The sequence below is a fragment of the Pseudomonas sp. AM4(2022) genome, from assembly GCF_036346515.1.
Classification (GTDB): Bacteria; Pseudomonadota; Gammaproteobacteria; order Pseudomonadales; family Pseudomonadaceae; genus Aquipseudomonas; species Aquipseudomonas paracarnis.
The window spans coordinates 18,821-39,890 of record NZ_JAOTNW010000020.1; the positions used below are offsets into that span (position 1 = coordinate 18,821).

Genomic DNA, 21,070 nt, shown 5'->3' on the forward strand with positions numbered 1-21,070 from the left:
CAAAGTGACCCGCTGTCAGAGCGGAACCCTAAGTGGCCGTTACCGCAGCAATGGATATGTACACAATCCAACTGTGTCGACTTTCAGGCCGCCTTCGCGAGCAAGCCCGCTCCCACAGTTTGATCGCGGGGTGTCAGGTAGGTAAGTGTCGGCTGGTAGGCCGCCATCGCAGGCAAGCCAGCTCCCACATTTGGATCATGGCACTTCAGGTAGATAGGCGTCGGCTGTCAGGCCGTCACGGGCCTAGCCCGGGTTGAACAGCACCTGCTGCATCGCCTGGGGCGGCTGCCCGAAGGCCCTGAGGAACGCCTGGCGCATGCGTTCGCGGTCTCCAAACCCGGTTTCGCGGGCCACCACCTCCACCGGGTGACGGCTGATTTCCATCATCGCCCGCGCAGCTTCCACGCGCAGGGCCTCGATGGCCTTGGCCGGGGTTTGACCGGTTTCTTCGCGAAACACCCGGCTGAACTGGCGGGGGCTGAGCCGGGCAACGTCGGCCAGGGCGTCCACCGACAAGTCATGGGTGAGGTTTTCACGGGCATAGGCCAGGGCCAATTGCACGCGGTCGGACTTGGGGTCCAGTTCCAGCAAGGCCGACAGTTGCGACTGCTCGCTGCCGCGGCGCTGGGCAATCACCAGCTTGCGTGCAATGCGCCGGGCCAGGCCGCTGCCCAGGTCGTCCTCCACCATCGCCAGCGCCAGGTCGACCCCGGCGCTCATGCCCGCACCGGTCCACACTTGGCCGTCGACAATGAACAACTTGTCTTCTTCCAGGTGGATATCCGGGTAGCGTTTGCGAAATGCTGGCGCATGGATCCAGTGGGTGGTGGTGCGCTTGCCCGCCAGCAGGCCTGCCTCGGCCAGTACAAAGATGCCCATGCATAAGGACGCCACCCGGCGCGACTGCGCGGACGCGGCCTTGACCAGCTCCAGCAGGTTGGCTTCCGGCAGGCGAAACTCCAGGTAGCCGCTGACAATCAAGGTGTCATAGCCCTCTGGGCGCAGCGCGCTGGTGTTCACCGAAAAGTCCTGGGAGGTCATCACTGCGCCGCCGCTTTCCGACACCAGGTGAAACTCATAGGCCGGCTCGCCGCGCAGCAGGTTGGCGCACTCGAACACCGAGCCCAGGCTGAGGCTCAACGACTGGAAATTCGGGTAAACCATCAGCGCAACGCTGTGCATTGCATCTCTCCAAGGGGCGGGGGAGAGGCGATTGTCGGCGTGTGCCCGGCAAACGGCAACCGACTTTGGTGCGTGTCCGCAATCCTTGCGGATATGACATTGTGAGCCAACGCCTCGCTGCCTAACATGAGGCAACTGTTATTCACATCGATCGAGGCACTGGAAAATGAAAGTATTAATGGTACTGACCTCTCACGACCAGCTTGGCGATACCGGGCGCAAGACCGGCTTCTGGCTCGAAGAATTTGCCGCACCTTATTACGCGTTCAAGGACGCTGGCGCCGAAGTGGTGTTGGCTTCCCCGGCCGGCGGCCAGCCGCCGTTGGACCCCAAGAGCGATGAACCGGATGCGCAAACCGAGCAGACCGAGCGCTTCGGCAAAGACTCGGCTGCGCAGCAAGCCTTGGCGACCACCGTGAAGCTGGACTCGGTCAACGCCGCCGACTTCGACACCGTGTTCTACCCAGGCGGCCACGGCCCGCTGTGGGACCTGGCGGAGTCGCCGGTGTCCATCGCGCTGATCGAAGCCTTCGAGCGGGCCGGCAAGCCCATCGGCTTTGTGTGCCATGCACCGGGTGCCTTGCGTCACGTCAAGGCGGTCAACGGTGAGCCGTTGATCAAGGGTCGCCGCGTCACCGGGTTCTCCAACTCGGAAGAGGCCGCCGTGCAGTTGACCGAGGTCGTGCCGTTCCTGATTGAAGATGAATTCCGTAAATTGGGCGGCCAGTATGAGAAGGGCGCCGACTGGCAATCCTTCGTCATCGTCGATGGCTTGCTGGTGACTGGGCAAAACCCAGGCAGCTCCAGCGAAGTGGCCAAGGCCCTGCTGACACTCTGCGCTTAAGTTAATCCACTGATCTATGCGGTGGCGACTCCCAGGAGTCGCCACGGTTTTCGTTCGTCCTGAATTTGGAATATCGCCGTGCCTGACTGCATCTTGAACACCCCGATCAAGCTGGGGCATCACCGCTTGAACAACCGTGTCGTACTGCCGCCGCTGACCCGCCAGCGCAGCGCCCAGCCGGGTAATATCGCCACCGACCTGATGGCCGAGTACTACCGCCAGCGGGCCAGTGCCGGGTTCATGGTCAGCGAGGGTACGCAGATCGAACCTCGGGGCCAGGGCTACGCCTGGACACCGGGCATTCATACACCGGCGCAAATCGAGGGTTGGCGCAAAGTCACCGCAGCGGTGCATGCCGAGGGCGGGGTGATCTTCGCCCAGCTATGGCACGTGGGGCGGGTGTCCCATAACGCGCTGCAACCTGACGGTGGTGCCCCGGTGGGCCCGTCTGCGCTGCCGGCGTTGCAAGCCAAAGCCTTCATTGAAACCGGGCCGGGTGTGGGTGAACTGGTGCAGCCACCCGTCCCCCGTGCCTTGACCATGCTGGAAATCGAAGAGCTGGTAGGGCACTACGCCCAGGCTGCGCGCAATGCCCTGGACGCCGGGTTCGACGGCGTGGAAATTCACGCGGCCAACGGCTACCTGGTCAACCAGTTCATCTCGGCCCATTCGAACCTTCGTGAGGATGAATACGGCGGCTCGCTGGACAATCGCCTGCGCTTGCTGCGCGAGATTGTCGAAGCGGTGTGCAAGGTGGTGGGGCCGGAACGCCTGGGCGTGCGCTTTTCGCCGCTGTTCAGTGGCACCGATCAGGACCGGGTCTACATCGGCCTGGTGGAAGAAGACCCGCACCTTACCTATATCGAAGCGATCAAAGTGCTGGAAGCGTCGGGCATCGCCTATGTGTCCATTGCCGAGGCCGATTGGGACAACGCCCCCGACCTGCCCGACACATTTCGCCAGGCCGTGCGCGCCACCTTCAGCGGCAGGATCATCTACGCCGGGCGCTACACCGCCGAGCGCGGCGCACGGCTGGTAAAGGCCGGGTTGGCGGACCTGATCGCTTTTGGACGGCCTTTCATTGCCAACCCGGATTTGCCCCAACGGCTGTTCAATGGCTGGCCGTTGAATGCGTTGAAGGCCGAAGGCTTGTATGGCGGGACGCAGGCGGGGTATGTGGATTACCCGGTGTATGCCGCACACCAGTGACACGCGATGCTCAAACCAATGAAAATCAAATGTGGGAGCGGGCTTGCTCGCGAAGGCGTCGGCCCAGCAAACATGTATGTTGACTGGCCCACCGCTTTCGCGAGCAAGCCCGCTCCCACAGAGATCTGCGCTTGACTGACTGGCATCAAGGCAACCCCTCCTCACATCAAAAGCGCCTCACTCCACCCGCAACACAATCTTGCCGATATGGTCCCCACCTTCCATCCGCGCATGGGCCTGGGCGGCGTCGGTGTAGGCGTAGACCTGGTCGATAATCGGCAGGCAGCGCCCGGCACTGAGTACAGGCCACACGTGTTCGCGCAGTTGCTCGGCAATTTCAGCCTTTTCTTCCCGCGTGCGGGCGCGCAACAGTGAACCGGTGATTACCGCGCGTTTGCCGAGGATGGTCAGCAGGTCGACGTCGTTGGCCTTGCCGCCACCGAGGAAGCCGAGGATCACCAGGTGGCCGTCCATGCCCAGGGCCTTGAGGTTATTGTTCAGGTACGAGGCGCCCATGATGTCGAGGATTACGTTGACGCCTTTGCCATCGGTCTGTTTGGCGATGACCTCGGCAAATGCCTGTTCGCGGTAGTTGATCGGCTCGGCACCGAGTTTGGCAATCGCCGCGCATTTGTCAGCGCTGCCCGCCGTGGCGAATGCCTGGATGCCGAATTCCTGGCAGAGCATCAACGCGGTGGTACCGATGCCACTGGTGCCGCCGTGGATCAAGGCGCGCTGGCCTTTATGGGCACCGCCGAGGCCGAACAGGTTGGCCCAGACTGTAAAGAACGTTTCCGGCACGGCAGCCGCCTGAATCCAGTCCATGCCCACGGGAATCGGCAGCGCCTGGCTGGCCGGCACCGCGCAATACTGCGCATAGCCGCCGCCATTGGTCAGGGCGCAGACTTTGTCGCCCAGGCTGTATTCAGTCACGCCAGTGCCCAGCGCCACCACTTCACCGGCCACTTCCAACCCCGGAATCGGGCTCATGCCGGGCTTCATCGGGTATTTGCCCGCGCGTTGCAGGGCGTCTGGGCGGTTGACCCCGGCGGCGTGCACGCGAATCAGAATCTCGCCCGGCCCGGCCACCGGTACGTCGGCTTGCCGAGGCTGCAAAACGTGCGGGTCACCCGGCGCGGTAATTTCAATCAAGGTCATGTGTTGGGGGAGCGTCATGGAAATATTCCTGTAGCGATGAGCGTATGAGTTGGGACCGTGTGGCGGCGCAAGCAGTTCAGCACGATGAGGCCGGGTTCGCGTAGCAATGCAGTCATTGCTCTCTCCATCAACATCCCTCCCGTACGCTAGACCGTACCCTTGGCGGCAAACAATTTCTGGGCTTGCGCAAAACACTTTTCGGCGATGGCCGAGCGGGGTTCGGTTTTGCGCATCACCATGCCCAGCGGCGCGAGTACGCTGGCGTCCGGAAGGTTGATAAAGGCCAGGTTTTCGATCGGGCTTTCCAAGCCGCTGTCCAGGGGCATAATCGCGCAGCAAAAACCGTTGTGGATCGCCTGGAACAGCTGATACGTCGAATCGCTCTCGAGTATGGGTTGGGGGTCGAGGCCGCGGCTGCGAAAGCTCAGGTCAATGGACTTTCGATAGTGCATGCCATTGCTGATCATGCCTAGGGGCAGTTCGGCGGCGTCTTCCCAGCTCATTTCGGTGCCTTCGAAATGGAAGTGGCGCGTGTCGTACAGCAGGCCGACGCGGGTTTCGCCCAGTTCGAAAAACTCTAGGTAATTGGCGTTGACGTGGTCCAGGTAACACACCCCCAGGTCCAGTTGGTTAGTGCCCAGCGCTTCGATGATTTTGTCCGAGCTCATCGAGGTCAGGTTGAACTTGAGTTCCGGGAAGGTATGGGATAGGCCCTGAATGTAGCTGATCGGATTGAAGCCGCTGAGCGGCACCAGACCCAGACGCAAATTACCGACCAGTTGGCCGCGACAGGCTGCAGCTTCGGCGAACAACCCGTCATGGGCGGCGAGCAAGGTCCTGGCCCAGGCGAGCACGCGTTCACCGGCCTCTGTAAAGCCTTCGAAACGCTGGCCGCGGGTAACCAATTCCAGGCCCAGCTCATCCTCCAGATTCCGCAAACGCATCGATAAGGTCGGCTGGGTGATGTGGCAACGCGCAGCCGCCTGGCCGAAGTGCCGGGTCTGCTCCAGCGCGATGAGGAATTTAAGCTGCTTGATATCCACTAAGGCACCTGTTGCGGAATAAATGAGGGGTAATTATTAACGCTAGTGGCCAGAACTCGCGGATTATTTTAGCGATTCTGTTTCTGCCCTTTTAATTAATGTGCCGTCGACTTCTTCGGTGCACGCTAATGATTGCCCAGCCAGCCATTCAGGTGTATTGAAATTGCTCAGGCGCAGATCGTCGCTTACGCAGGTCAATGCCACCAGCTCATGCTTGAGCAGCGCGCGCAGCAGGCTGCGTTCGCCTTCATCCCAGGCCTGGTTCAACTGCGGCAACAACGCCGTTGGGATCAGGCTGAACATGGGCTGCCATTGCCCGGCCTGCTGGATCATTAGCGCGGCGCCGCTCGTGGGTCGCGCCTCGAGCATTGCTCTGATCAGTGCGGCATCAATATTCGGAGCATCACAGGCAAGCACCAGCAGCCAGGGATGGTGCGCAACGGAAATTCCGGCCAAAACCCCGGCCAAGGGGCCCGGGAAATCCTTTTGTGAGTCTTCGACCAATTGATCGGCGTACGCGCGATAACGCGCTGCATTGCGGTTGCAGGAAATGATCAAGTCGTCGGTGAACGGACGTACGATTGCCTGTACATGGGCAATCAGCGGCTTATCTTTCCACACCAGTAATCCTTTGTCCCGCCCGCCCATACGTGCCCCGCGCCCGCCCGCCAGCAGGAGTATCGAACAGGGGCTGGATGCAGCTTCAGGAGAGCAGCGCGATGGCATGACAGGAATACCGCAAATTGAGATGAGCAGACGATCTCATTCTCGCGCCTGAACGTCCAATCATGACTATTGAAGGATTGATCGACTCACTCGATCACCGGTGAATGGCGTCCGGAAATATCAGTGATAGAAGCGCTCGATAATCCGGTCGACTGTAACGATTAGACAGTGGCTGTATGGGCGCTTTAGCCTCTGGTGATCGTTTCAATAATGGCTTGTAGGAGAGTGACATGAGCGTGAAGTCGGATGCGTTGTTTGTTCCGCTGAATATAGCCGTGTTGACCGTCAGTGATACCCGTGAATATGCCAACGATACCTCCGGGCAACTGCTGGTCAGCCGACTGCTGGAGGCGGGTCACCGTTTGAGCGAGCGCAACCTGCTAAAGGATGACCTGTATAAAATCCGCGCGCAGGTCGCGACCTGGATCGCCGACGAGCAGATTCAGGTGGTACTGATTACCGGGGGCACAGGCTTCACCGGGCGCGACAGTACGCCTGAAGCGGTCCACTGTTTGCTGGACAAGCAGATTGACGGTTTTGGTGAGTTGTTCCGTGCGATATCCATCCTCGATATCGGTACCTCCACGGTACAGAGTCGTGCCTTGGCCGGTTTGGCCAACGGTACGCTGGTGTGCTGCCTGCCGGGCTCCACGGGCGCTTGCCGCACGGCGTGGGAGGGTATCCTCGCCGAGCAGCTGGATGCGCGCCACAGGCCGTGCAATTTTGTGCCGCACCTCAAATCGGTGGCCTTGTGCGAGTCGCGGGGATGAGCCCGTCACAGCTCATGTCAGTGGAGGAGGCTATCGCTTCACTGTTGGCCATGGCGCAGGCGCGACGCCTGCAAGGCAGTGAGTCGATAGCATTGAGCGACGCACGGCAACGGGTACTGGCCAATGACTTGATCGCGACCCTGGATCTGCCGCCGTGGCCGAACAGTGCCATGGACGGATACGCCTTGAACGTCGACGACTGGAAAGGCCAGCCGCTGACCGTGTCGCAACAGATTTTCGCCGGGCATACACCTGAGGCATTGCTGCCGGGCACCTGCGCTCGAATCTTCACCGGCGCACCGGTACCCCTTGGGGCCAATTGCGTGGAGATGCAAGAGAACGCCGAGCAACTGGAGGACGGACGGGTACGTTTCAAGCAGGCGCTTAGTGCGGGCCAGAATATCCGTGCGCAAGGCCAGGAAAACCGTGCCGGGCAGGTGTTGCTCGCTGCCGGCAAGCGACTCGGGCCTTTCGCGCTGGCCATCGCGGCCGCGCAAGGCTGTACCCATGTATCGGTGGTACTCCGCCCACGGGTGGCATTGCTGTCCACGGGGGACGAACTGGCTGAGCCGGGGACGACGCTGAAGCCCGGCTGTATCTACAATAGCAATCGCGTTTTGCTTAGCCATTGGCTGAGTGCATTGGGTTGTGACGTCATTGATGGCGGTATTCTTCCTGACCAGCCGCAGCACACGCGGCTCAAGCTGGAACAGTTGCGACCTGCCGCCGACTTGATCCTGACCACCGGTGGGGTGTCAGCCGGAGACGCCGACTGCCTTGGCCAGGTGCTGCGCGATAGCGGTAAACCGTTATTCTGGAAACTCGCGATCAAACCGGGAAAGCCTTTGACCGTGGGCTATTACGGTAACGTGCCTGTCATCGGCTTGCCAGGCAATCCGGCCTCGGCACTGGTGACGTTCGGCCTGCTGGCAAGGGCATACCTGTTGCGTATCCAGGGTGTTGATGACGTCACGCCCCTGAGCTTCCCGGTTAACGTCGGGTTTGACTGGCCGAAAGCAGGCAGCCGTCGCGAATACCTGCGGGCCAAGCTGGAGGAGGGCCGGGCGATTCTGTATCCGAACCAGAGTTCAGGCGTACTGCTGGGTGCTTCGTGGGCGGACGGCCTGCTTGAAATCCCCGAGGGCTGCACTTTGCAGCGCGGTGACACGGCGCGGTTCATTCCTTTCTGCGACTTGTTCTGACGCGGCATGCACTGTCCTCAAATATCGCCACCGCCACTGTAGGAGCAAGCTCGCCCCTACCGCGGGGGCGTCATGCAGTCCAGCGGTTTACCGCCAGTTGGTCACTTTCTCTTCCCTCTACCCAGCGTTCTCCGGACGGCGTGTGTTCACGCTTCCAGAAAGGTGCCTGAGTCTTCAGGTAGTCCATCAAAAAATTGCAGGCATCGAAGGCTTCCTGGCGATGTTCGCTGGCAACACCGACGAACACGATGGGTTCACCGACCTTCAATACCCCCACGCGGTGGACGATGCTCGCCCGTTTCAGCGGCCAGCGTTGATGGGCTCTATCGATGATCTGCTGCAGCGAGCGTTCGGTCATTCCCGGGTAATGTTCCAGGAACAATTCGCTGACCTGATCCCCCTGGTTGAGATCGCGCACATAGCCGACAAAGGTGGCTACGGCGCCGACGCCCGGCTCTTCGGCGTGCAGGCTGCGGGTCAGCTCACCCAGATCAAACAGCTCGGTCTGAACCTGAACAGGCATTGGTCAACCTCCGGTCACTTGGGGGAAGAAGGCGATTTCATCGAAGTCTTTTATCGGCGCGCCGGGGGTGCACAGCTCCTGGTTCAAAGCGCACATGAGGCTGGTCTCACCGAGCACTTGCTGCCAGATCGCACCTCGGGCGCACAGGTGTTGCCTGAGGTCGGCAATGGTGCGCAGCGACCCGTCCAAGACGATTTTTTCGCCGCCGATGCCCAGCTGTTCCCGATAGCGCGCAAAGTAATTGACCAGGATCATTGCACGTCACCCGCGACAAAGGTGCCCGACTTGCCACCCTGTTTTTTGAGCAACTGGATCCGGTCGATGATCATCCCGCGGTCCACGGCTTTGCACATGTCATAGATTGTCAAGGCCGCTACGCTGGCGGCGGTCAGGGCTTCGAGCTCGACGCCGGTCTGGCCGTTGAGTCGGCAGGTGCTGACGATCTGCACGCTGTCGGGCTCGACAGCACGCAGTTCGAGGTGAATCGAACTGAGCATCAGCGGGTGGCAGAGCGGGATCAGTTCATGGGTTTTTTTCGCCGCCATGATCCCGGCGATACGAGCCACCGCAAACACGTCGCCCTTGGGGTGCCCGTTAGCCTGGATCAGTTGTAGCGTGGACGGCTGCATGCGTACCCAGGCCTGGGCTTGGGCCTCACGGGTGGTTGCCGCTTTGTCCGTGACGTCGACCATGCAGGCCCGGCCTGCGGCGTCCAGATGGGTCAGTGTGTGGGAGCGTTTGTTCATGGGGGCCTCGGGTCAGTTCAGTACACAATCAATGGGTTGGAGCACGGGCGGCAGTTGTGTCGCGCCGTTGGCGTGCAGCACTTCGCGTTCAATCGTGCGCACGATGGCATTGGTTGGCAGGTCGTTTTCGTCGTAGCCGAAGGGGTCTTCCAGCTCATCGCCAATCGCGTCCAGCCCAAAAAACGTGTAGCTCACGATGGCGGTGAAGACCGGCGTCAGCCAACCCAGGGGTTCGGCCATGGCGAAGGGCAGCAAGATGCAGAACATGTAGCTGGTGCGGTGCAACAAGAGGGTGTACGGGAAGGGCAGCGGCGTACTTTTGATGCGCTCGCAAATCGTCTGCGTACGGGTCAGGTTGCTCAAGTGCCGGGCCATCAGTTGGTAGCGCCATTCACTGAAGCCCCCCGATTCGGCCAGCGCCGAACACTGCTGGGTCACGCGGCCGATAATGCTTTCCGGGATATTCGGGGTGCTAGCCGACGGCAGCTTGTCGAGCCAGGGCGCTGCCGCGATGGACTCATTTTCATTGCGCAGCCTGGCGTTCAGTGCGTGGGCGAACCCGCACAGGTTGCGCAGGATCTCTTTGCGTTGGCGAGCATCCTTGATCACCTGGGTTTCGCGAATCATGACGCGCACATCCATCACCATGGCGCCGAGGGCTTTGCGCCCTTCGTACCAGCGGTCATAGCAGGCGTTGTTGCGAAAACTCATGAAGATTGAAAGTGACAAGCCCAGCAGCGTGAACGGCGTGGCGTTGACCTTGGAGAAGTACGCCGGGTGAAGGGTCTCCACCAACACAATCACCGAGGCCAGCAGTGTCACCAGCAGGCTACGCAGTGCGATACGCCGGGCCACTGAGCCCTTGAGCGAAGTCAATACACCGATCAGGTTGGGTTTGGCTCTGACGATCATGGGCAATGGCCTTAATGCGAAGGGATAAAACCGGATGGGTTAACCACCGGTCATGTTCATGAAGCGGACAACCTGCACGTCATCATTGAGCTCGAAGTTGTGCCGATACGGCTTGAGTTTCATCGACTCGACGATGGCACTCTCCAGGCGTTTTGGTTCACCCGGATAGCGCCGCAGCACCTCCTTGAGGTCGACTGAATGCTCGTTGCCCAGGCACAGCAACAACCGGCCTTCAACCGTCAGGCGCACGCGGTTACAAGTACCGCAGAAGTTGTGGCTGTGGGGTGAAATAAAGCCCAGGCGAATATGCGGCGCCTCGGCCAGGCGCCAGTAACGCGAAGGCCCCTGCGTCGATTCTGCCGAGTCGATCAGGGTGTAGCGCTCGGCGATGCGCTCGCGCACCTGCGCGCTGGAATAGAACGCCTCGGCACGGCTGTGTTCGCTGATGACCCCCAGGGGCATTTCTTCAATGAAGGAAATATCCAGGCCGCGGTCAATGGCGAACGCCACGAGGTCGTTGATTTCGTGGTCGTTGCGGCCCTTCATCACCACGCAGTTGAGCTTGGTGCGTTGGAAGCCCGCCGCATTCGCCGCATCGATACCGGCGATGACCTTGGCCAGGTCACCGGTGCGCGTCAGTTCACGAAAGCGCTTGGGGTCAAGGCTGTCGAGGCTGATGTTGAGGCGCTTGAGCCCGGCATCGAACAGCGGCGCGGCCAGCTTGCCCAGCTGCGAGCCATTGGTGGTCATGCACAACTCGCGCAGGCCGGGGAGTGTCGCGATGCGCTTGCACAGCTCGACCATGCCCGGACGAATCAAGGGTTCACCGCCCGTCAGACGGATTTTGCGCGTGCCCAGTACGACAAAACTCTGCGCCAGTTGATACAGCTCTTCCAGCGTCAGGATTTTCTGACGTGGCAGGAATTCCATGTCTTCGGCCATGCAATACACACAGCGGAAATCGCAGCGGTCGGTCACCGACATCCTGAGGTAGTCGACCCGGCGAGAAAAACTATCCATCAAGACTTGATTGGTCATTAAAACCTCGGCAGCGACGCTGAGCGTGTAACCACGGTGTTTGGACGCTCGATGTAGGTGAGCGCGTTATTTAAAGCAAGGCTAGAGTTGTTTTAATGCCGCGTCTAATCACTATTAACAACTAAGTGATCGACGAAATCTATGGGCTTTTGACGGGGTGTCTTATTCGGCTTTTATTATTTTATCTTTTTGATTTTTAACAAAATTTATCGTGATAGAGCATGTCGATTAAGTGGTCATTATTTGTGATTAGACAGGCTGTTTATGCACGGCATAGGCTGAGCGCGTAACCCGATGTTGGACCCTTAAAACCGGTCGACGTGAATCAAGTTTAGTGGGCTTTAAACCGATTTGCGTTTTGCAGTGCCTGAAAAATAATCATCAATAAGGGCTTTAGTTAGGCCCGCGCCTACGTGTGAAGTCTTGGAGAATTACCATGAGCGAAGTTGAACGTTATAAACCGTACAAGGGGGCGGCCGCAGGTTGGGGCGCGCTGATTGCGGTGACGCAAAGCTGGCTGGGCAGTGAAAACGCGTTCAAGAACATCCGCGCGATGCTCAAGACCAACCAGAACGGCGGTTTTGACTGCCCAGGTTGTGCATGGGGCGAGTCGCCGGAAGGCGGCATGGTCAAGTTCTGCGAGAACGGCGCCAAGGCGGTGAACTGGGAAGCCACCGGGCGCCTGGTCAACCCGGCGTTCTTCAATAAATACACGGTGTCGTCGCTGGCGGCGCAAAGTGACTATTGGCTCGAATACCAGGGGCGCCTGACCCATCCGATGCGCTACGACGCCTCGCTGGATCGTTATGTCGAAACCAGTTGGGACGACGCCTTTGCCCTGATCGCCAAGCACCTGAAGGAACTGGAGTCGCCGGACCAGGCGGAGTTCTACACCTCGGGCCGGGCCAGTAACGAAGCGGCGTATCTGTACCAGCTGTTCGTGCGCGCCTACGGCACCAACAACTTCCCCGACTGTTCGAACATGTGCCACGAAGCGAGCGGCCTGGGTATGGACGACAGTGTCGGCGTGGGCAAAGGCACGGTGACGTTTGATGACCTGGGGGAAGCCGACGCGATTTTCGTTATCGGCCAGAACCCCGGTACCAACCACCCACGCATGCTTGAGCCACTGCGCGAGGCGGTGAAGCGCGGCGCCCAGGTGATCTGTTTCAACCCACTCAAAGAGCGTGGGCTGGAACGTTTCCAACACCCGCAGCATCCGCTGGAGATGCTCACCAACGGTTCCGAACCCACCTCGTCGGCGTACTTCCGTCCGGCACTGGGCGGCGACATGGCGGCCTTTCGAGGCATCGCCAAGTTCCTGCTGGAATGGGAGCGTGATGCACTGGAAAACAATGGCGAGGCGGTGTTCGACCGCGCATTCATTGCCGAACACACCTCGGGTCTCGAACAGTACCTGGCACAGGTGGACGCCACCTCGTGGGAGCATATCGTCGAGCAATCGGGTCTTAGCCTTGCCGACATAGAGCTGGCGGCGCGCATGTACCGCCGCGCCAACCGGGTGATCATGTGCTGGGCGATGGGCGTGACCCAGCATGTGCACTCGGTGGTGACCGTACAGGAAATCATCAACGTGCAACTGTTGCGCGGCAATATCGGCCGGCCAGGCGCGGGGCTGTCGCCGGTGCGTGGGCACAGTAACGTGCAGGGCGACCGCACCATGGGCATCAATGAGCTGGCGCCACCGGAGCTGATCGATGCGCTGGAAGCACGCTTTGACTTCAAGGTACCGCGCCGCCATGGTCACAACACCGTGATGGCGATTGCCGCCATGGAACAGGGGCTCGCCAAAGTCTTCATCGGCCTGGGTGGCAACTTTGCCCAAGCGACGCCGGACACCCCACGCACCCATGCGGCATTGCGCAAGTGCGACCTGACCGTGCATATCGCCACCAAGCTCAATCGCAGCCACCTGGTGACCGGCCGCGAAGCCTTGATCCTGCCGTGCCTGGGCCGTACCGATATCGATATTCAGGCAGAAGGCCCGCAAGGCGTGACCGTGGAAGACACCTTCAGCATGGTGCACATCTCCCACGGCCAACTGAAACCCAAGTCGCCTTTGATGCGCTCTGAACCGGCCATCATCGCCGGGATCGCCAATGCGACCTTGGGCAAGCACCCGATTGACTGGCTGTGGACAGTGGCCGACTACGGCCGCATCCGTGACTTGATCGCCGACACCATTCCCGGCTTCAAGGACTTCAACACAAAACTGCTGCACCCGGGCGGCTTCCACCTGCGCAACAACGCCGCGCACCGCATCTGGCATACCAACAGCGGTAAAGCGCAGTTTGCCCCGAGCGAGTTGCCCGCCCACCTGGTCAGCGAAGGCGTACGCAACCTCGACGTCAAGCCGGACCTGATTCTGCAGACCATGCGTTCCCACGACCAGTACAACACCACGTTGTACGGGCTCGATGACCGCTATCGCGGAGTTTATGGCATGCGCGACGTGGTGTTCGTCAATGAGCAGGACATTCGCAAACTGGGTTACGAGCCTGGGCAGAAGGTCGACATGGTGTCGTTGTGGGGCGACGGGCGCGAGCGTCGGGTCAGCGGCTTTACGTTGATCGCCTACGACATTCCGCCTGGCCAGGCTGCCGCCTATTACCCGGAAACCAACCCTCTGGTGCCCCTGGAAAGCTATGGCGACCGCACCTTCACACCCACGTCGAAGTTCATCGCCATTCGCCTTGAACCTGCGCCGGCCAGCAACCTGATTCAGTCCCTCGGCGCTTGAGCCGAGCGGGGCGGCCGGCAGGTCGCCCTGGGTTTTGCTGATCACTGGACACTATGAGGGTATCGTCATGCTAAATCTCGAGGCGCTCGACCTGGCGCGAATTCAGTTCGCGTTCACGGTCTCGTTTCATATCATCTTTCCCGCCATCACCATCGGCCTGGCCAGTTTCCTGGCTGTGCTGGAAGGCTTGTGGCTGAAAACCGACAATCCGGTCTACAAGGACCTGTATCACTTCTGGTCGAAAATCTTCGCCGTCAACTTCGGCATGGGCGTGGTTTCGGGCCTGGTCATGGCGTACGAATTCGGCACCAACTGGAGCCGCTTCTCGGACTTCGCCGGGAGTATCACCGGGCCCTTGCTCACCTATGAAGTGCTGACGGCATTCTTCCTGGAAGCGGGCTTCTTGGGGGTCATGCTGTTTGGCTGGAACCGGGTCGGGCGTGGGTTGCACTTCTTTTCCACGGTGATGGTCGCCATCGGTACGTTGATCTCGACGTTCTGGATTCTGGCCTCCAACAGCTGGATGCAAACTCCCCAGGGCTTTTCCATCGTGGATGGCCGGGTGATGCCGCTGGACTGGTTCGCCATCGTCTTCAACCCGTCGTTCCCGTTCCGCCTGACGCACATGGCAATCGCTGCGTTTGTCGCCACGGCGTTCTTCGCCGGTTCCTCGGCGGCCTGGCACCTGCTGCGTAAAAACGACACCCCGGCAGTGCGCAAGATGCTCTCGATGGCGTTGTGGATGGCGTTGATCGTGGCACCGATCCAGGCGGTTGTCGGTGATGCCCATGGCCTCAACACCCTGGAGCACCAACCGGCAAAAATCGCCGCGATTGAAGGACATTGGGAAAACGTCGGTGACGGCGCGACGCCGCTGGTGTTGTTCGGTATCCCTGACATGGAGGCCGAAAAGACCCGCTACGCGATCGAGGTCCCGTACCTGGGCAGCCTGATCCTGACCCACAGCCTGGACAAACAGATCCCGGCGCTCAAGAGCTTCCCTAAAGAGGACCGACCGAACTCGACCATCATTTTCTTCAGTTTCCGGATCATGGCCGGGCTGGGGATGTTGATGATCCTCACCGGGATACTGGGCTTGGCATTACGCCGTAATGGCGCGCTGTATCGCAATCGCCTGTTCCTGCGCCTGGTGTTGTTCATGGGGCCGACCGGCCTGATCGCGATGCTCGCCGGCTGGATCACCACCGAAGTCGGGCGTCAGCCGTGGGTGGTCTACGGGCTGATGCGCACCGCCGACGCGGCGTCCAACCATACCGTCACGCAGCTGAGCATCTCTCTGGCGTTGTTCGTGGTGATCTACTTCTCGGTGTTTGCCGTGGGAATTGGCTACATGATGAAGCTGGTACGCAAGGGCCCGCAGCCCCATCACGACCATCCGCCCCAAGGCGGCCCCGGCCAGGACCGTACGCCACGCCGTCCCCTGTCCGCCGTTACCGAGACGCTCGCGTCCGGTGACCACACCAACTGATCGAGGGGATTGCACATGGGCATTCAAGGTATAGACCTGTCGTTGATATGGGGCGTGATCATCGCCTTCGGGGTGATGATGTACGTGATCATGGACGGCTTCGACCTGGGGTTGGGCATCCTGTTTCCGTTGATCCCGGACGAGCAGGAGCGCGACGTGATGATGAACACCGTGGCGCCGGTATGGGACGGCAACGAGACGTGGCTGATCCTGGGCGGCGCGGCGTTGTATGGCGCGTTTCCGCTGGCGTACTCAGTGATCCTGGAAGCGTTGTACCTGCCGCTGATCTTCATGCTGGCCGGGCTGATCTTTCGCGGCGTGGCGTTTGAATTCCGCTTCAAGGCCAGCCCGCAGAAGCGGCACATCTGGGACATGGCGTTTATCGGCGGCTCGTTCCTGGCGACCTTTTGCCAGGGCGTAGTGATCGGCACCTACATTGCCGGCATACCGGTGGTAAATCGCCAGTTTGCCGGCGGCACCCTGGACTGGTTGTCTCCGTTCCCGCTGTTCTGCGGCGTAGGGCTGGTGGTGGCGTACGCCCTGCTGGGCAGCACCTGGTTGCTGGTCAAGACCGAAGGCATGCTGGAATCGCGGATGCGGCTGTTCAGCCATTACCTGGCCTTCGCCCTGATGGCCGTGGTGGCCGTACTGTGTGTGTGGACCCCCTGGCTGCACCCGGAAATCGCCACGCGCTGGTTCACCCACGCACACATAGTGGTGTTCGGCGGGCTCTTGCTGCTCGGCGTACTGGCCCTGGTCGGGTTATTGAAGACCTTGCGTCAACACCATTCCCACTGGCCGTTCGTGTTCACCCTGATGCTGGTCTTCCTCGGCTATATCGGTCTGGCGTTCAGCATCTGGCCGAACATCGTACCGCCGTCCATCACCCTGTGGGACGCCGCATCACCACCGTCCAGCCAGCTGTTTATCCTGATCGGTACCCTGTTCATCCTGCCGATCATCCTGATGTACACCTGCTGGAGCTACTACGTCTTCCGTGGAAAAGTGAGGATTGGCGATGGTTACCACTAACGCTGAAAAACCGATGCCGTTTTACAAACAGGTGGCGCAGTTAAGCCTGCTGTTTTGCACGGCACTGATCATGCTGGCCGCCGCGACGGCCCTGACAATGGAGATGGCCCATGGAACGCTATGAAGTGTCACAGGCTCAAAATCAGGCAGGCCCCTGGTACAAACGGGTGTGTTGGCTGATCGCTATTTGGCTCGCTAGTGTGGTTGCACTCGGCATCATGGCCAGTGGTATTCGCGGGATCATGCACATGGCCGGCATGAGTAGCCATTGACGGGGCATTTTACCAAACGAACGTCCGGCGCTGAACGTGGCGCCGGATCAAGGAGAGACGTATGTCAGAACGTATTGATAGAGACCATCCTGTTGAATATGTGACAAAAAGTGGTGTCACCGTGATGATTGGCTTCAGCTGGGGCCAGGCACTGGATATTCCTGTGGGTGCCCGGTTGACCTTGCCAGGCGAGGATGCCCGACCTGCCTTTGTGGAGGGAGACCATTGGGAGAGTTATGAGCAGGCGGTTGAAGGGGCGCAAGAAGCGGCAGAGCGGTGGGTGAGATCTCCGCTTCGATGAAAGGGCTTATGGGGCTGGCGTGGTGGTGGGGTGAACTGCGCCTGGCCTTGTAAGCGTCACTGGATTTCAGGCACAAAAAAAAGACGTCTTTGGACGTCTTTTTTTATGATGCTTACTATTTTTGCGTTTGCGTACCCGCCGTGAATACCAAAGTCTCCAGCAACCACTCACCCTCAGGGCTTTCCCGGCCAAACAGGGAGAGGGTGTTTCAAGTGGTTCAGCGGTTCAGGAACCCCAGCAGGTCTTCATTGAGCTGTTGAGCGTGGGTCACGGCAAACCCGTGCGGCGCATCTTTGTACACTTTCAGTTGTGCGCCCTTGATCATCTGCGCCGCGACTTTGCCGGTGGTGTCGAACGGCACTATCTGGTCGCCGTCGCCATGGATCACCAGGGTCGGTACGTCGATCTTGCCCATGTCCGGGCGGAAGTCGGTTTGCGAGAACGCGGTGACGCAATCCACGGTCGACTTGAGCGAGGCAAGCATGGCGATCTGCAGGGTTTGGCTGAGCACACCCTCTGAAACGTGCTGGCCTTTATTGAGACCGAAGAACGGCGTGTTGAAGTCGCTGATGAACTGCGCACGATCCTTCAACAGGCCCGCCTTGATGCCATCGAACACCTCGCCAGGCACGCCTTGGGGGTAGTCGGCTTGCTGGCCGAAGATCGGCGTGACCGCGCCTAACAACACCAGGCCGGCGACACGGGCACTGCCGTGGCGGGCGATGTAGCGCGCCACGTCACCGCCGCCCATGGAGAAGCCCACCAGGGTCACGTCCTGCAGGTCCAAGTGTTCGATCAACTGGGCGATATCGTCAGCGAAGGTGTCGTAGTCGTTACCGGTCCAAGGCTGGTCCGAGCGGCCAAAGCCACGACGATCAAAGGCGATGGTGCGAAAGCCACGGCTGCTCAGGTATTCCATCTGGTATTCCCACATGTCCGCATCCAGCGGCCAGCCGTGGCTGAACAGCACGGGCTTACCGCTGCCCCAGTCCTTGAAGTAGATCTGGGTACCGTCTTTGGCAACGAATGTGCTCATCTGAAACTCCTTGCAGGGCTGAAAAAGGGCGGTGAAAAAACCGCATCACTATTGCCGTAAACCTGAGCCGAGGCTTGTATGGGTGTGCTTGTCTCACCAACTGAACTTGAGCTCCATGCCCAGGTAATTGCTGTCGTGCCCACCGGCATCACGCAGGGTCTGGCCGACCGCGTAGTGCACGGCCTCGACCGCACCGCTGAGGTTGGGCGTAAAGGCGTAGTCGGTGCGCAGTTGACCGTAGGCGCCGGTCCAGCGCTCGCCTTGGCCCGCCGTGCCAGCCACGGCCAGGTTGGGCTGGGTGTAGACGGCGTCTGCGGTGGTCTGCCGCCACAGCAGGCCGACGGCGGTTTGCACGCTGAGCTTGGCGATGGGCTTGACGGTGATCGACGGCTTGACGTGGATCAGGTTGCTGTAGCCGGTGTAGCCCGCCAGGGAAAAGTAATAGCCATTGGGGAACAGCGGGTTGAAGGTGCCGACCCGGCCATCACCGGCCTGGCGGTCACCGGAAGCGATATCCAACTGCAGGCCGATACGCGGCTTCCAGGCCAGGGTGTCAAAGGTGTAGCCGGTGCGGCTGCCACCGGCCCAGGCGCGAATCGTCTTGCTGTCCACCGAGCCGCGTTGCAGCATGGCTTCGATGTCCCAGTCGAAACCCTGGGCTGCGCCACCGAGGCGGGCGTCCAGCAACTGGCGGGTTTCGTCGCCGTCGGCGTCCAGGTAATGGGCGGCACTGCGCTCGTACACGCCGTAATAGGCCGACAGCTCATTGGTGCCGCCCACCAGCCGCTCGACCCGTAGCATGTGGAAGCGCGCGTCGCTGTTGGACTTATCGTCGAAATGCCGGCCATCCTGGTACTGCACCGGTTGGCTGGCGATCCCGATAAAGCGCCATTGCGGCGTTTCCCAGTCCGCCCACAACGCATCGAAGGACTGCCGCACATTCGGGCCGTCCCGTGACGAGATGAAGCGCTGCAAGTCGAAGGCGAAATCCTGGCGGCCAGCCCGTGCCTTGAAGGTGCCAGCGCTGAAGGTCTTCACGTATTCGGCAAAGGCCAGGCGCAGGTCGACGCGGTTCTGGTCGGCACCGCCAATCGTGGTCTTGTCATAGGCCCGCACATCTTCCAGCTGGGTGAACAGCCGCCAGTGTTCGTTCAGGTGCAAGTCGGCGTGCACCTGAAAGCGCTGGATCAGGTAGCGGTCACGCGCTACATCCCGCACGCCGAACCCGCTGGCGTCGTTCATCTCGAAGCGTTCACGCAAGGTTGCGCCCAACGACAAGTAGGTGAACGGGTTGGCGGCGGACAGTGGGATGTACTTGAGGTTGTCCAAAGGTTGCGTGCGCAATGCCGGGTCCTTGAGCACAGACCAGTCTTCCTGCCAGCGGTTGGCCTTGATCGCCGGGCGAACCGGCTGGTCGTCGGCCTGCACGCCGCCAGCAAGCAACGGCCACAGCACCGCCAGGCTCCAGCCTGCGTGACGAATCATTTTGCCGCGCTGAGTTGGTGGATTTCTGCGACATAACCGCCCGGGAACTCCACCAGTGCGCTGCGCCGACCTTTGCTGTCGAATGCCGGCACCAGCACTGTGGCGCCAGAACCGGTGGCCTTGCCCAAAGTGGCGGCCAGGTCGTTGACCTGATAACCGGTGGTGTCGTGGCCGAACGGGTAGGGCAGCTGGCCGTTGGTGACCAGCACCGCCATGCGCCCGAACGGCGATTCGATCTCGACGCGGCGGTAGTGGCCGCCGGCCTGGCCGACATCAACCCCTGGGGCGTGCTTGTCGTCGCTCACTACCTTGCCGTGGGAGAAACCCAGGAACGCCTTGATAAACCGCTCGGCGCTGTCGCTGGACACATACACACGGTTTTCCGGCACGGTGTCGAAGGCGGCGTAATCCGGGGTCTTGGTGTGCCAGTAGAGCTGCATGTTCACGCCACCCGGCCATTGCACCACGGCGTCGCGGCCGATGGGGTCGGGGAAATCGCTGACGATCACATCGGCGCCATTTTCCCGTGCGGCCTTGAGGGCCACGTCCATGTCCTTGACCAGGTAGCCGTTGCGTTCCTGGCCGAACGGGTGAGGCACGGGGGTGGTAAAGCCGAACAACGACACGGTGCCCGCCGGGGTCTGGAGCAATTGCGAGGTGGTGCTGCTCGGCACCGGCAGCACGTTGACCACGACCTGAGGCGTGCTTTTGCCGCCGAAGGTGGCGAGGAAACTCTGGGCAAAACGCTCCACATCGGCCGGTGCCACATACACATGGCTGGTGTCGTACTGCGGCGCCACAGCCACACTCGGGGTGGCGGCAAACGCGCTGTTCATCATCGCACTTGCCAGCAGCGTCAATGCCAGCGATACCTTGGTTGCTGTGTTACCCATGCCCGTTCTCCAGCGCTTCTGAGGGTTCAAAAGCCGTGAGGTTAGGGGGGCAGGGCGGTGGGGAATTGTATGGACGTGCTCGGTTGAACGTTTCAGCTACGCGGCCCAGGCAGCCGACGCCTGTCAACCTGACACCCCTCAATCCAAATGTGGGAGCTGGCTTGCCTGAGATGACGGCCAGCCAGCCGACGCTTCTCTACCTGACACCCCACAATCCAAATGTGGGAGCTGGCTTGCCTGCGATAGCGGCCTGCCAGCCGACGCCTATCTACCTGACACCCCGCAATCAAACTGTGGGAGCGGGCTTGCTCGCGAAGACGGCCTGGCAGTCAACACAGTTGGATTGTGTACATATCCATTCCTGCGGTAACGGCCGCTTAGGGTTCCGCTTTTACAGCGGGTCACTTTTGGAAAAGAGCCCCAAAAGTAACCAAAAGGGCTCTTGCCC

22 protein-coding genes are annotated in these 21,070 nt (G+C 60.5%); 10 read left to right on the forward strand and 12 right to left on the reverse strand.

Annotation, left to right across the window (positions count from 1 at the left end; all coding sequences use genetic code 11):
- Positions 1-243: 243 nt before the first annotated feature.
- Positions 244-1,182: a GlxA family transcriptional regulator gene (locus ODQ19_RS22515; RefSeq protein ID WP_330211256.1), complete on the reverse strand. Its 939-nt coding sequence runs from the start codon at positions 1,180-1,182 to the stop codon at positions 244-246.
- A gap of 166 nt (positions 1,183-1,348) precedes the next feature.
- Between ODQ19_RS22515 and ODQ19_RS22520 the strand changes: the two genes are divergently transcribed.
- The gene (locus ODQ19_RS22520) at positions 1,349-2,026 is read left to right on the forward strand and encodes a type 1 glutamine amidotransferase domain-containing protein (protein ID WP_116667776.1); all 678 of its coding nucleotides are present in this window, start codon (positions 1,349-1,351) and stop codon (positions 2,024-2,026) included.
- Between the two features lie 78 nt (positions 2,027-2,104).
- Positions 2,105-3,235 carry an alkene reductase gene (locus ODQ19_RS22525; RefSeq protein ID WP_330211257.1) on the forward strand — a complete coding sequence of 377 codons (1,131 nt, stop codon included), beginning with the start codon at positions 2,105-2,107 and terminating at the stop codon, positions 3,233-3,235.
- Between the two features lie 177 nt (positions 3,236-3,412).
- Here the strand turns inward: ODQ19_RS22525 and ODQ19_RS22530 are convergent, their stop codons facing one another.
- From ODQ19_RS22530 to mobA, 3 genes are all read right to left on the reverse strand, one after another.
- Positions 3,413-4,411, reverse strand: coding sequence for an NAD(P)H-quinone oxidoreductase (locus ODQ19_RS22530; RefSeq protein ID WP_330211258.1), 999 nt, complete (start codon positions 4,409-4,411; stop codon positions 3,413-3,415).
- A gap of 128 nt (positions 4,412-4,539) precedes the next feature.
- Positions 4,540-5,436 carry a LysR family transcriptional regulator gene (locus tag ODQ19_RS22535; protein WP_116667779.1) on the reverse strand — a complete coding sequence of 299 codons (897 nt, stop codon included), beginning with the start codon at positions 5,434-5,436 and terminating at the stop codon, positions 4,540-4,542.
- 63 nt (positions 5,437-5,499) lie between these two features.
- Positions 5,500-6,162 (reverse strand): molybdenum cofactor guanylyltransferase MobA, encoded by a 663-nt coding sequence (gene mobA, locus ODQ19_RS22540; protein ID WP_330211259.1) that lies wholly within the window; start codon positions 6,160-6,162, stop codon positions 5,500-5,502.
- 230 nt (positions 6,163-6,392) lie between these two features.
- Here mobA and moaB point away from each other — a divergent pair, with 230 nt between their 5' ends.
- On the forward strand, positions 6,393-6,932 hold the full coding sequence (gene moaB, locus ODQ19_RS22545) for a molybdenum cofactor biosynthesis protein B (protein WP_116666682.1): 540 nt from the start codon (positions 6,393-6,395) through the stop codon (positions 6,930-6,932).
- The gene (locus ODQ19_RS22550) at positions 6,929-8,134 is read left to right on the forward strand and encodes a molybdopterin molybdotransferase MoeA (RefSeq protein WP_116666683.1); all 1,206 of its coding nucleotides are present in this window, start codon (positions 6,929-6,931) and stop codon (positions 8,132-8,134) included. The genes moaB and ODQ19_RS22550 overlap by 4 nt, the downstream gene beginning before the upstream one ends.
- 70 nt (positions 8,135-8,204) lie before the next feature.
- Here ODQ19_RS22550 and moaE read toward each other — a convergent pair whose 3' ends face one another.
- Genes moaE through moaA form a run of 5 tightly spaced genes read right to left on the reverse strand, consistent with a single transcriptional unit; the run spans position 8,205 to position 11,353 of the window.
- Complete coding sequence (gene moaE / locus ODQ19_RS22555; protein ID WP_116666684.1) at positions 8,205-8,657, reverse strand: molybdopterin synthase catalytic subunit MoaE; 453 nt, start codon at positions 8,655-8,657, stop codon at positions 8,205-8,207.
- A gap of 3 nt (positions 8,658-8,660) precedes the next feature.
- On the reverse strand, positions 8,661-8,912 hold the full coding sequence (locus ODQ19_RS22560) for a MoaD/ThiS family protein (protein WP_116666685.1): 252 nt from the start codon (positions 8,910-8,912) through the stop codon (positions 8,661-8,663).
- Positions 8,909-9,403 (reverse strand): cyclic pyranopterin monophosphate synthase MoaC, encoded by a 495-nt coding sequence (moaC, locus tag ODQ19_RS22565; protein WP_330211260.1) that lies wholly within the window; start codon positions 9,401-9,403, stop codon positions 8,909-8,911. The genes ODQ19_RS22560 and moaC overlap by 4 nt, the downstream gene beginning before the upstream one ends.
- Before the next feature lie 12 nt (positions 9,404-9,415).
- Positions 9,416-10,315, reverse strand: a complete 900-nt coding sequence (locus tag ODQ19_RS22570; protein ID WP_330211261.1) for a bestrophin family protein — start codon at positions 10,313-10,315, stop codon at positions 9,416-9,418.
- A gap of 39 nt (positions 10,316-10,354) precedes the next feature.
- Positions 10,355-11,353: a GTP 3',8-cyclase MoaA gene (gene moaA / locus ODQ19_RS22575; RefSeq protein WP_116666688.1), complete on the reverse strand. Its 999-nt coding sequence runs from the start codon at positions 11,351-11,353 to the stop codon at positions 10,355-10,357.
- 436 nt (positions 11,354-11,789) lie between these two features.
- Between moaA and ODQ19_RS22580 the strand changes: the two genes are divergently transcribed.
- From ODQ19_RS22580 to ODQ19_RS22605, 6 genes are all read left to right on the forward strand, one after another.
- Entirely contained in the window at positions 11,790-14,114 is a 2,325-nt protein-coding gene (locus tag ODQ19_RS22580) for an FdhF/YdeP family oxidoreductase (protein WP_116666689.1), read from the forward strand.
- A gap of 67 nt (positions 14,115-14,181) precedes the next feature.
- Entirely contained in the window at positions 14,182-15,603 is a 1,422-nt protein-coding gene (locus ODQ19_RS22585; protein WP_330211262.1) for a cytochrome ubiquinol oxidase subunit I, read from the forward strand.
- Between the two features lie 15 nt (positions 15,604-15,618).
- Complete coding sequence (cydB, locus tag ODQ19_RS22590) at positions 15,619-16,635, forward strand: cytochrome d ubiquinol oxidase subunit II (protein WP_330211263.1); 1,017 nt, start codon at positions 15,619-15,621, stop codon at positions 16,633-16,635.
- Positions 16,622-16,759 (forward strand): hypothetical protein, encoded by a 138-nt coding sequence (locus ODQ19_RS22595; RefSeq protein WP_165861625.1) that lies wholly within the window; start codon positions 16,622-16,624, stop codon positions 16,757-16,759. Before cydB ends, ODQ19_RS22595 begins: the two co-directional genes overlap by 14 nt.
- On the forward strand, positions 16,746-16,907 hold the full coding sequence (locus tag ODQ19_RS22600) for a DUF2474 domain-containing protein (RefSeq protein ID WP_116666691.1): 162 nt from the start codon (positions 16,746-16,748) through the stop codon (positions 16,905-16,907). Before ODQ19_RS22595 ends, ODQ19_RS22600 begins: the two co-directional genes overlap by 14 nt.
- A 61-nt stretch (positions 16,908-16,968) precedes the next feature.
- Entirely contained in the window at positions 16,969-17,208 is a 240-nt protein-coding gene (locus ODQ19_RS22605; protein ID WP_072435732.1) for a hypothetical protein, read from the forward strand.
- Between the two features lie 217 nt (positions 17,209-17,425).
- On the opposite strand, the gene ODQ19_RS22610 is transcribed toward ODQ19_RS22605, so the two are convergent.
- From ODQ19_RS22610 to ODQ19_RS22620, 3 genes are all read right to left on the reverse strand, one after another.
- Positions 17,426-18,244 carry an alpha/beta fold hydrolase gene (locus tag ODQ19_RS22610; RefSeq protein WP_116666692.1) on the reverse strand — a complete coding sequence of 273 codons (819 nt, stop codon included), beginning with the start codon at positions 18,242-18,244 and terminating at the stop codon, positions 17,426-17,428.
- Between the two features lie 93 nt (positions 18,245-18,337).
- Entirely contained in the window at positions 18,338-19,729 is a 1,392-nt protein-coding gene (locus tag ODQ19_RS22615; protein WP_330211264.1) for an alginate export family protein, read from the reverse strand.
- The gene (locus tag ODQ19_RS22620) at positions 19,726-20,622 is read right to left on the reverse strand and encodes a VOC family protein (protein ID WP_116666694.1); all 897 of its coding nucleotides are present in this window, start codon (positions 20,620-20,622) and stop codon (positions 19,726-19,728) included. The genes ODQ19_RS22615 and ODQ19_RS22620 overlap by 4 nt, the downstream gene beginning before the upstream one ends.
- Positions 20,623-21,070: the final 448 nt, after the last annotated feature.